General features: G+C 49.1%; 10 protein-coding genes (1 of these 10 only partly in view). 8 read left to right on the plus strand and 2 right to left on the minus strand.

Annotated features, from left to right (window positions below; genetic code table 11):
* Nucleotides 1–51 precede the first annotated feature (51 nt).
* Both thiC and O6P33_RS03945 read left to right on the plus strand, forming a co-directional pair.
* Nucleotides 52–1,935: a phosphomethylpyrimidine synthase ThiC gene (gene thiC, locus O6P33_RS03940; RefSeq protein WP_269818946.1), complete on the plus strand. Its 1,884-nt coding sequence runs from the start codon at nt 52–54 to the stop codon at nt 1,933–1,935.
* Between the two features lie 57 nt (nt 1,936–1,992).
* A complete protein-coding gene (locus O6P33_RS03945; protein WP_269818947.1) occupies nt 1,993–2,616 on the plus strand; it encodes an NUDIX domain-containing protein in 624 nt (207 codons plus the stop codon).
* 49 nt (nt 2,617–2,665) lie between these two features.
* Here the strand turns inward: O6P33_RS03945 and O6P33_RS03950 are convergent, their stop codons facing one another.
* Complete coding sequence (locus O6P33_RS03950) at nt 2,666–4,228, minus strand: AAA family ATPase (RefSeq protein ID WP_269818948.1); 1,563 nt, start codon at nt 4,226–4,228, stop codon at nt 2,666–2,668.
* 113 nt (nt 4,229–4,341) lie between these two features.
* Here O6P33_RS03950 and mrcB point away from each other — a divergent pair, with 113 nt between their 5' ends.
* From mrcB to O6P33_RS03965, 3 genes are read left to right on the plus strand one after another with little or no spacing between them, the layout of a single operon-like run.
* Nucleotides 4,342–6,684, plus strand: a complete 2,343-nt coding sequence (mrcB, locus tag O6P33_RS03955) for a penicillin-binding protein 1B (protein WP_269818949.1) — start codon at nt 4,342–4,344, stop codon at nt 6,682–6,684.
* A gap of 19 nt (nt 6,685–6,703) precedes the next feature.
* On the plus strand, nt 6,704–7,390 hold the full coding sequence (locus tag O6P33_RS03960; protein ID WP_269818950.1) for a tetratricopeptide repeat protein: 687 nt from the start codon (nt 6,704–6,706) through the stop codon (nt 7,388–7,390).
* Nucleotides 7,390–7,731, plus strand: coding sequence for a YqcC family protein (locus tag O6P33_RS03965; protein WP_269818951.1), 342 nt, complete (start codon nt 7,390–7,392; stop codon nt 7,729–7,731). The genes O6P33_RS03960 and O6P33_RS03965 overlap by 1 nt, the downstream gene beginning before the upstream one ends.
* A 30-nt stretch (nt 7,732–7,761) precedes the next feature.
* On the opposite strand, the gene O6P33_RS03970 is transcribed toward O6P33_RS03965, so the two are convergent.
* A complete protein-coding gene (locus tag O6P33_RS03970; RefSeq protein ID WP_269818952.1) occupies nt 7,762–8,214 on the minus strand; it encodes a DUF4124 domain-containing protein in 453 nt (150 codons plus the stop codon).
* A gap of 462 nt (nt 8,215–8,676) precedes the next feature.
* Between O6P33_RS03970 and O6P33_RS03975 the strand changes: the two genes are divergently transcribed.
* The 3 genes in view from O6P33_RS03975 to ilvC are tightly spaced (at most 44 nt apart) and all read left to right on the plus strand, a layout consistent with a single transcriptional unit that may run on beyond the window.
* Entirely contained in the window at nt 8,677–10,401 is a 1,725-nt protein-coding gene (locus O6P33_RS03975; RefSeq protein ID WP_269818953.1) for an acetolactate synthase 3 large subunit, read from the plus strand.
* Between the two features lie 2 nt (nt 10,402–10,403).
* Nucleotides 10,404–10,895 (plus strand): acetolactate synthase small subunit, encoded by a 492-nt coding sequence (ilvN, locus tag O6P33_RS03980; protein ID WP_269818954.1) that lies wholly within the window; start codon nt 10,404–10,406, stop codon nt 10,893–10,895.
* A 44-nt stretch (nt 10,896–10,939) separates the two neighbouring features.
* A protein-coding gene (ilvC, locus tag O6P33_RS03985; protein WP_269818955.1) for a ketol-acid reductoisomerase crosses the window boundary here: on the plus strand, nt 10,940–11,215 show its start. The gene runs 741 nt beyond the window's last position; the window shows 276 of its 1,017 coding nt (coding positions 1–276); it begins with the start codon at nt 10,940–10,942; its stop codon lies off the right edge, out of view.

An 11,215-nucleotide genomic window follows, 5' to 3' on the forward strand; every position in this document is an offset into this window, starting at 1 on the left:
GTCCGCTGGTTCCCCGACACTTTTTTTCGTGTTTTTTAGGAGAACCAATACATGACTCAAATCCCTTCTCAGCATCTCAGTGATACCGCGCAAGTCGATCAGCAGTCGATTCAGCCTTTTCCCAATTCGCGCAAAATTTACGTGCAAGGCTCGCGTCCTGACATTCTTGTGCCCATGCGTGAAATCAGCTTAACGCCTACAGAAACCGATGATGGTATCGAAGAAAATGCGCCGGTATTTGTCTACGATACCTCTGGGCCCTACAGTGACCCAAGTGTAAAAATTGATGTGCGTAAAGGCTTAGCGGATGTGCGCAGCAGCTGGATTGAAGAGCGTGGCGATACGCAAGTATTGAGCGGTTTAAGCTCAAGCTTTGGTCAAGAGCGTTTAGATGATCCTGAGTTGAAGAGCATGCGCTTTGCCTCAATTCGTAATCCGCGTCGCGCTAAAGCTGGTAAAAATGTCACACAAATGCACTATGCACTCCAAGGCATCATTACTCCGGAAATGGAGTATGTGGCGATTCGTGAAAATCTCAAGTTAGAAAAAGCGCGCGAAGCCGGTTTGCTTGACGGTCAGCATCCTGGGCAAAGCTTTGGCGCGAGTATTCCTAAGGAAATCACCCCAGAGTTTGTGCGCGCAGAAATTGCCCGCGGTCGCGCGATTATCCCCGCCAATATCAACCACACCGAACTTGAGCCGATGATTCTCGGGCGTAACTTCTTAGTCAAGATTAACGGCAATATTGGTAACAGCGCACTGGGTTCATCCATTGAAGAAGAAGTGGCCAAGCTAACCTGGGGTATTCGTTGGGGCTCCGACACCATTATGGATCTGTCCACGGGTAAAAATATCCATGAAACCCGCGAGTGGATTGTACGTAACTCGCCGGTACCCGTAGGTACCGTTCCCATTTACCAAGCATTAGAAAAAGTGAATGGCGTTGCCGAAGATCTGACTTGGGAGCTGTTCCGCGATACCTTGATTGAGCAGGCTGAGCAAGGCATTGACTACTTTACGATTCACGCCGGAGTGTTGCTGCGCTATGTGCCGTTAACCGCTAAGCGTGTGACGGGGATTGTCTCGCGTGGTGGCTCGATTATGGCCAAGTGGTGTTTAGCGCATCATAAAGAAAACTTTCTCTACACGCATTTTGAAGACATCTGCGAGATCATGAAGGCTTACGATGTCAGTTTCTCGTTAGGTGATGGTCTGCGCCCCGGCTCGATTGCCGATGCCAACGATGCCGCTCAGTTTGCCGAGCTAGAAACTTTAGGCGAATTGACCAAAATTGCGTGGAAGCATGATGTGCAGTGCTTTATCGAAGGTCCAGGTCACGTGCCGATGCATATGATTAAAGAGAATATGGACAAGCAACTGGAGTGCTGTGATGAAGCACCTTTCTATACGCTGGGTCCATTAACCACTGATATTGCCCCAGGTTACGATCACATCACCTCAGGCATTGGGGCGGCGATGATTGCTTGGTACGGCTGCGCCATGCTCTGTTACGTAACGCCTAAGGAACACTTGGGTTTACCGAATAAGGATGATGTGAAAACCGGGATTATCACCTACAAAATTGCTGCCCATGCGGCGGATTTGGCCAAGGGCCATCCGGGGGCGCAACTGCGTGATGATGCGTTGAGTAAAGCGCGCTTTGAGTTCCGTTGGGAAGATCAGTTTAACCTAGGTTTGGATCCAGATACCGCGCGTGCATTTCATGACGAAACTTTGCCGAAGGAATCGGCTAAAGTGGCGCATTTTTGTTCAATGTGTGGGCCGAAGTTCTGCTCAATGAAAATAAGCCAAGAAGTGCGTCAGTACGCCAAAGATAACGATTTGACCGATGAACAGCGCGCCATTGAGGCCGGCTTTAAAGAGCAGTCTGAGCGTTTTCGCGAGGAAGGCTCGATAATCTATAAACAGGTTTAAACACTTCAATGGTATAAAAGGCGGCCTTAAGGGTCGCCTTTTTTATGGGAGCTAGAGATGACTGAGCGGGCAATGACGGCGAAAGATGATGTGGTAGTTGAGCAGCGTGAGCGCTGCTTTCAAGGGTTTTATCGCTTAGATCGCGTGCATTTAAAACACCGTTTATTCGCCGGCCATATGGGGCCGACCATCAGTCGTGAGTTATTTGTCAGGCCGGACGCGGTGTGCGTGTTGCCCTATGATCCGCACGCCGACTCGGTGGTGCTGGTTGAGCAGTTTCGTGTTGGTGCTTTAGATAAAAGCCCTGAGCCTTGGTTGCTGGAAATTGTTGCGGGTTTAATTGATACAGACGAAGAGCCGGCAGAGGTGGCACGCCGTGAAGCTCGTGAAGAAGCCGATTTAGAGTTGCATGATCTGTTACCCGTAATGACCTATTACCCATCGCCCGGCGGATCGGATGAACGGGTTTATTTGTATGTCGGCCGTTGTTCTACGGTAGGCGTCGGTGGGGTTTTTGGTGTAGAAGAAGAGGGAGAGGATATTCGCGTGCATGTCTGGCCGTTGGCCGATGCGCTAAAGGCAGTGCAGGATGGGCGTATTGATAATGCCGCCAGTATTATTGCTCTGCAGTGGCTGGCGCTCAATAAAGAACAGGTGCAAGCGGATTGGTTGCAGCTTTAACTTGCTGTTGGCTGCGTTGTGACAGGCGCAGCCAACAGGCTTTAGTGGCTTATAAGCCGGGTAAACGCTTACGGATCTGACTGATGAGGTTATCTAAGGTGGCCGCATCATGGGTATCCACGCGATAGCTTTGTGCTGTTTCAGCAGCATCCAGCGGCTCTAGGTTTTGCCGTTGAGCTAAAATTACATCCGCTGTCGCATCCGATGGGTCTAAGCCTTCTGCTTGGCGTTGTTTGAGCCAAGTGGCGACCACTTCATCCGGAGCTTGGCAGTCAAGAATTAAGAACGGTGTGCCAGTGCTTTCGGCAATCTGCCAGGCCGCATGGCGCTGCTCTGTTTTTAAATAAGTGGCATCAATCACCACGGGGAAGCCGGCTTGTAATGCTTCCGTCGCTAATGCATGTAGACGCTGGTAGGTTGCGGCACTGGCGTTGGGGTTATAAATACCACCACCTAAAGTATTTTGTTGCTCGCTGTCTTGCTCACCAAATAAACGCTTGCGCTCAAAGTCTGAGCGAAAACGTAGCGCGCCTAAGGCTTCGACTAAACGCATTGCCACGTGGCTTTTCCCAACAGCGGAGATGCCATGGGTGATGGCCAGTAGGCGGGATGGAATAGCGCAGTAGCTTTCCGCTAAGTTGGCATAGCTACGGTACTGACGCACAATCACGGCGCGCTGCACAGGGTCTTCTTCTTGGCCTAAGCGGAACAGGTTTACTTTACCGCGTACCATGGCGCGGTAGGCTTTGTAAAAGTTGATCAGCTGCATCGCTTGGTAGTCGCCGGTGAGTTCTAACCAAGCATTAACGAAGCGTCGTGCTAAAGGTTTTAAGCCACGGTCTTCAAGATCCATGGCTAAGAATGCGGCATCTGAGGCTACGTCAATTAAGCGGAAAGCTTCATTGAATTCAATGCAGTCAAACAGTACAACTTCATCGTCCAGCAAGGTGGCGTTACCAAGGTGGATATCACCGTGGCACTCGCGAATTGAACCATTGTGGCGACGTTGCTCTAATAGTGGGAGCAGACGGGTAAAACTGTCCTCAGTCCAAGCTTCTAGCGCATCGAGTTGTTGTAAATCAGCCGCTTCGCTGAGTAACGGGCGGATTTGCTCAAAGTTTTGGCGAATGGGTGCCATAATTGCATGCGGATCACCCAGAGGGTGCTCGGCGGGAACAGCGGGGGCTTCATGGTGAAAGCGGGCGATTTGTTTGGCTAAAGCATCAATGTGAGTTTCACAGAGTTCGCCGCGCTTTTGCATATCACCGAGCAATTGAGTTTGTGGGAATTGACGCATTTTCACTGCGTACTCAATGGCTGGGCCTTCACCGTTCAGTTGCGGCGCCTCGGCCGAGCCAGTGATAGCGACAACTTCGAGGTAGAGACCGTCGGTCAAACGCTGATTTAAGCGTACTTCCTCGGAGCAATAATGTTGGCGGGCACTGATTTCAGTAAAATCTAAAAAGCCGAAATTAACTGCTTTTTTGATTTTATAAGCATAAGGACCGGTCAAAATAACCCAGGAAATATGGGTTTCGATGACTTGAAAATCTTCGACGGGATGCGCAAAGATCGCAGGGTTTTGTAAAGCGGCAATCAGGGCTTGAGTCACAGGTGATCCTTGAAAGTAATAAAATGATGTTTGCATTATGGCAACTGTGCGCAACTGTGCAAACTATAACAACATGCATTTTGAACTGAAACAAAACAGGTATAATTCCCAGCATGACTAAAAAAACAACTTCTCGGCCTACTAGAAAGGCGGCAAGCCCGCGTAAAGCCAAGCCTTCAAAGCGCTGGCTAGGTTTGCTATTTAAGCTTTTTATTGTTGCCGTGGTCCTGCTTGCGGGTGTGCTTATTTACCTTGATGCGGTTGTGCAAGAAAAGTTTTCTGGTAAGCGTTGGACGGTGCCGGCCAAAGTCTATGCGCGGCCGCTAGAGTTATTTGCTGGACAAAAGCTCAATAAACAAGATTTTCTCACTGAGCTGAATGCTTTAGGTTACCGCAATGAAACCTCTGCCAGCAGTGCAGGAGCAGTATCGGTCAATGGTAATACAGTTGAGCTGCATACGCGTGGTTTTCAGTTTTATGAAGGTGCTGAGCCAGCACAAGCAGTGCGTGTTCGCTTTTCTGGTGGGAGTGTTGCCAGCTTAACTAAAGCTAACGGTAGTCCCTTGGCGGTTGCGCGCTTAGAGCCGTTGTTAGTGGGTGGTCTATACCCTGCGCACCAAGAAGATCGCATTTTAATTCGCTTGGATCAGGTTCCTGAATTGCTGCCGCAAGCTTTAATTGCCGTGGAAGATCGAGACTTTTATCAGCATCATGGCGTGTCACTCAAATCTATTGCCCGTGCTTTGTGGGTTAATACATCGTCTGGATCTTTGCGCCAAGGTGGTAGCACCTTGACTCAGCAGTTGGTGAAAAACTTCTTTCTGACCAATGAGCGCACCTTAACTCGTAAAGTTACTGAAGCTTTGATGTCGGTGTTGATTGAGTTGCACTACAGCAAGGAAGAGATTTTAGAGGCCTACCTAAATGAAGTGTTCTTAGGGCAGGATGGCCAACGAGCTGTGCATGGTTTTGGTTTGGCTAGCCAGTATTTTTTCAGTCGACCTTTGGCTGAGCTAAAGCTGCAGCAAATTGCCTTACTGGTTGCCATGGTTAAAGGCCCGTCGTATTACAATCCGCGTCGTCAGCCGGAGCGAGCCTTAGAACGACGCAATCTAGTGATCAATCTGCTCGCAGAGCAAGGAATTGTAGATGAACAGCAGGCTGAGCAGGCGAAAAAAACGCCACTGGGCATTACCAAACGCGGCAGTTTGGCTAACACCACCTACCCAGGCTTCTTGGATTTAGTCAAGCGTCAGCTACGCGAGGATTATCGCGATCAGGATTTAACCGAAGAAGGCTTGAGTATCTTTACCAGCTTTGACCCCATCCTGCAGCGTAAGGCTGAGGAGTCTTTGACCCAAACCTATAAACAACTGGCTGGGCGCAAAGGCATTGATGAAGTTGAGTCGGCGGTGGTGGTCAGCAACCCGGAAACAGGTGAAGTGCTGGCGCTGCTGGGGAGTCGTCAGCCGCGCTATGCCGGATTTAATCGCGCACTGGATGCGGTACGACCGATTGGCTCGCTGATAAAGCCAGCGGTGTATCTAACTGCGCTGGAGCAGCCGAGCCAGTACACTTTGACACATTACTTACAAGATGAAACGTTCTCGGTGAAGAGCCGCAATGGACAAGTTTGGACACCGCAAAACTATGACCGTAAAGAGCATGGCACAGTGTTTTTATATCAAGGGCTGGCGCAGTCCTATAACCTCTCCACTGCCAAGCTTGGTTTGGAAATGGGTGTTCCGCGAGTGTTAAATACGGTGCGTCGACTTGGGGTTGAGCGTGATTGGCCCGCGTACCCATCTATGCTTTTGGGTGCTGGTAGCCTGAGCCCCATTGAGGTCGCTGATATGTACCAAACCATTGCCAATGGTGGCTTTAATACCCCGTTGCGAGCGATACGCAGTGTCTTGAATGCAGAGGGTGAGCCATTAGGACGTTACCCTTATAGTATTGAGCAGCGTTTTGATGCTGGGGCTATTTATTTAACCCAAGAGGCCATGCGCCGGGTAATGACTGAGGGCACAGGACGCTCGGTATATAACCGTGTACCTGACTCCACTGTGCTGGCTGGAAAAACCGGCACCAGTAATGATTTGCGCGACAGTTGGTTTGCTGGCTTTGGTCAGGACTTGTTGGCAGTGGTGTGGATGGGGCGCGATGATAACGGCCAAACTCCACTTACGGGTGCCAGTGGTGCACTGCAAGTGTGGGCAAATTTTATGCAGCAAGCTGCACCAAGATCGTTAAATATGTCGCCGCCAGACAATATTGTCACGGTATGGGTGGATGCTTATTCTGGCTTAGGTAGCGCCAAAGATTGCCCAGGTGCTGTACAAATGCCTTATATTCGCGGCAGTGAGCCATTGCCTGGCGAGTCCTGTGACAAGCCAACTTCCTTGCCGGCGCCGGTTGAGTCAGTGAAAAGCTGGATTCGCAGTTGGTTAAATTAAACTTTGATGGGGAATAAACGTGAGTAAGCATGCAGTCGTTTTAATTGCCTTAGCAGCCTTATTAGGCGGCTGTGCAGGCACTCAATACAGCAATATACCTGTTGTGGAAAGTGGCGGGCCGCTGACACCGGGCGTTATGCGTGACAATCGTGCACGACAAACAGCCGAGACTAAAAATACAGGGACGCAGGTCACAGGAGCAGGCAGGACTCAAAGAGACGACGCTGATGTTGTGCAAGCCTACGCTGTACCTAGCGCGCCGATTGGTGGCATTAAAGTGTACAGCCCAGAATCACAGCCAGTTACTGAGACAAATCGCAGTGAGCGTACATCACCTGCCGCACCCATAGGTGGTCAAGCGCGTTTAGCTGCCGATGAGCAGTTAGATGGGCCTGTTTTAGCTTTGCTAACGACAGCTAAGCAACAGCAGTCCGGTGGTGATTATAATGGCGCAGCTTCAAGTTTAGAGCGTGCGCAACGTATCGCTCCCCGCGAGCCGCAAGTTCTTTACCGTTTAGCAGAAGTGCGTCTAGCACAAGGCGATGCGGGGCAGGCTGAGCAGCTGGCTCAGCGCGCTTTAAGTTATAGCAATGGCCGGCCGCAATTGCAGGCTGGGCTATGGGATCTAATTGCTCGCGCCCGCACCCAGCAAGGTAATACTGCTGGCGCTCAAGAGGCAGAGCGTCGTGCGCGGGTGAATTTGTAATGGTGATACAGGTAAAACAACGCTTGCTGATGTTGCTAGCTGAGCTGGAGCAGCAGCTGCAAGAGCTTGGCTGGTGGGAGCAGCAGCCACCAAGCGCGCAAGCACTGCAGAGTCAGCAGCCGTTTTGTGTTGATACGTTGGAGTTCTCGCAATGGTTGCAGTGGGTTTTTATTCCGCGTATGCGCAGCCTAGCGAGCTCGGAGCATAACTTGCCCCAACAGTGTGCAATTTATGAAATGGCTGAGGTTGTTTATCGCGAGAAAGGCATAACGGTAAACAACGTTTTGAGCTGTCTAAAAAACATCGATGCAGCAATTATGACGCCGCATCGTTTGCACTAGATTTTGCCCTGGATAAAATCGCGCTGGTTGTTATTTGATATCAGTACAGCGCTCGTTAATTGCGGTCTTTATTTCAGCAATACGTGCTTGGCGTTCCTCTTCACTGAGTCGCGTGGGTGTGCCATCGATGTCAGCGAGTACGCGCGGATTGTTTTCCAGTTGGGCCAAGTTGTAGCGGATTTCAGAGCAGTATTTCTTTAGTGCTTTTTCTTCTTCGGCAATTTGCTTGCGTACTTCGCGGTCTATGTCTGCTTGGGTGTTTGAACTCTTTCTAGCTTCTTCAGCTGCCGCTTGTCCCGCAGTTTTTTCTGGCACAGGGGGCTGAAAAACCTTGGTATTGATGCTCTCTACTTTTTGATTGGCCGGAGGTTCTGAGCCAAAGTGGGTTGTTCCTTGCGCATCCACCCACTTGTAAATGGGTGCGGCGAGTATCGAAGAGCTGCATACCAATAATAAGCTGGTGATAGTTGCTAAACGGCGCATGGGTTTTCCTTACTGTGTGTGAGCAATAAAGCTAAAAATAAACAAATTAACACTAGAGTTAAATATACCTTAAAACATAGATAACCACCTTGTGGTTGCGTACTAGGCCTATAAATACCTATCATATACAGTAAGCAGCCTAAATAATGAGAGAATTGTCTCGTAATGCTTGACTTGAGGCTGCTGAATCCGAACAATTCACTGCTTGCTATGATGCTCGCCTCAAAAAGGCGTTTATAGCATTGTTGGTTCATGAGGTGCGTACCCGTGCCGCCCGCTATACCCGTATCGCGTTACCTCGCGCTGGGTGAGGAGCCTTTAGACATTCGGGTTTCTCTATGCTGCTTAATTTAGGTGGCTTGGTAGTCGGCAATCACCGTCGCCCATGCTGCAAATAACAGCAACCTATAATCAGATTGCCCTTGATGAAGGGTGGTATTCTGGCGTTTTAGAGGTGTTACTGTGGAACTTTTATCCGGCGCAGAAATGCTCGTTCGTTCACTGCGTGACGAAGGTGTTAAATATATTTATGGCTACCCAGGTGGAGCCATATTGCATATCTATGATGCATTATTCAAAGAGCCTGCTCTGACGCACATTCTAGTGCGCCACGAGCAAGCGGCAACGCATATGGCCGATGGTTATGCCCGTGCTACTGGTAAAGCAGGCGTTGTCTTTGTAACCTCGGGGCCTGGTGCAACCAATGCTATTACTGGCATTGCTACAGCCTTTATGGATTCAATCCCGATGGTGGTTATTTCCGGCCAGGTCCAAAGTGATATGGTTGGTACTGATGCGTTCCAAGAAACCGATATGATCGGTATCTCACGACCCATTGTTAAACACAGCTTCATTGTTAAGCATCCCTCAGAAATTCCTGAGGTGATTAAAAAGGCTTTCTATTTAGCTGAGTCGGGCCGACCAGGTCCAGTGGTTATTGATGTCCCTAAGGATATGACTAACCCAATTGATAAGTTTGAGTACAGCTACCCGAAAAAAGCCAAATTGCGCTCCTATGCGCCTGCAACCCGTGGTCATTCAGGGCAGATTCGTAAAGCTGCAGAAATGCTGCTTGCTGCGAAGCGTCCAATGATTTACGCCGGTGGTGGGGTGATCCTGGGTGGAGCTTCAAAACAGTTGACAGAAATGGCGCAGCAACTCAATGCTCCCGTTACCAATACTCTGATGGGCCTGGGTTGCTACCCCGGTGATGATCGTCAGTTCGTTGGTATGCTGGGTATGCATGGTAGCTATACCGCTAACTTAGCGATGCACCATTGTGATGTATTGATTGCTATTGGCGCGCGTTTTGACGACCGCGTGATTAATGGTGCAGCTAAGTTCTGCCCTAATGCAAAAATCATTCACATTGATATCGATCCAGCGTCCATTTCTAAGACGATTAAAGCCGACATCCCAATTGTTGGGCCGGTTGATAGCGTGCTCAATGATATGTTGGCAGCGTTGAAAGATATCGGCACTAAGCCTAACCCTGATGTGGTTGCTAGCTGGTGGAAGCAAATTGACGAGTGGCGCGGTAATGGCAAGCTGTTCCCGTACGATAGCGGTGATGGCACTATTATTAAGCCGCAAACTGTTATTGAAACCTTGTCTGAGGTGACTAAAGGCGATGCTTTTGTAACCTCAGATGTTGGACAGCATCAGATGTTTGCTGCGCAGTACTACCGCTTTAATAAGCCTAATCGCTGGATTAACTCAGGTGGTTTAGGCACGATGGGCTTTGGTTTTCCTGCTGCTATGGGCATTAAGCTGAACTTCCCAGACGATGATGTTGCCTGTGTTACCGGTGAAGGCAGCATTCAAATGAATATTCAAGAGCTGTCCACCTGCTTGCAGTATGACTTGCCAGTTAAGATTATTAACCTGAATAACGGTGCTTTAGGCATGGTTCGTCAGTGGCAAGACATGGTTTACAACAGCCGTTACTCCCACTCTTACATGGAGTCGTTGCCTGACTTCGTGAAGTTGGTTGAGGCTTACGGTCATGTAGGTATGCGAATTACTGACTTGAAAGATTTGAAACCGAAAATGGAAGAAGCCTTTGCGATGAAAGATCGCTTAGTATTCTTAGATATTCAAGTGGACACCAGTGAGCACGTGTACCCCATGCAGATTCGTGATGGCGCGATGCGCGATATGTGGCTCAGCAAAACGGAGCGGACATAATCATGAGACATATTATTTCATTATTAATGGAAAATGAGCCGGGTGCATTATCCCGTGTAATTGGTTTGTTCTCACAGCGTAACTACAACATTGAGAGCTTAACCGTTGCTGCGACAGAGGACCCGACCTTGTCACGTTTGACCTTGACTACCGCGGGTAAGGAAGAGGTGATCGAGCAGATCACTAAAAACCTTAACAAGCTAATTGAAGTGGTTAAGTTGGTTGATCTGTCTGAAAGTGCGCACATTGAGCGTGAGTTGATGCTGGTTAAAATTAAAGCCAGTGGTGCACAACGTGCAGAAATTAAAAGGACTGCTGATATTTTCAGAGGTCAAATTGTTGATGTTTCGCCAAGCCTATACACCGTGCAGTTAGCGGGTACAACCGATAAACTAGACAGCTTTATCCAGGCGATTGGCCCAGCTTCTATTTTAGAAGTGGTGCGCAGTGGTGTAACAGGTATTGCCCGTGGCGATAAAGTTTTAAGCCTTTGAATTAACTCTGAGGGGCAGGGGCCTTTCAAATTTAGGAGATTTTTATGAAAGTTTACTATGACAAAGATTGTGATCTATCCATCATCAAGGGTAAGAAAGTAGCCATTATTGGTTATGGTTCACAAGGTCATGCGCATGCATGTAACCTGCAGGACTCAGGAGTGGATGTCACAGTTGGTCTGCGTGCTGGTTCTTCTTCGATTGCCAAAGCAGAAGCACACGGTTTGAAAGTTGCTGATGTTGCCTCTGCAGTGAAAGCAGCAGATGTTGTTATGGTGCTTACGCCCGACGAGTTCCAGGGTCAGCTCTATAAAGAAGAG

The sequence above is a fragment of the Denitrificimonas caeni genome, assembly GCF_027498055.1.
Classification (GTDB): Bacteria; Pseudomonadota; Gammaproteobacteria; order Pseudomonadales; family Pseudomonadaceae; genus Denitrificimonas.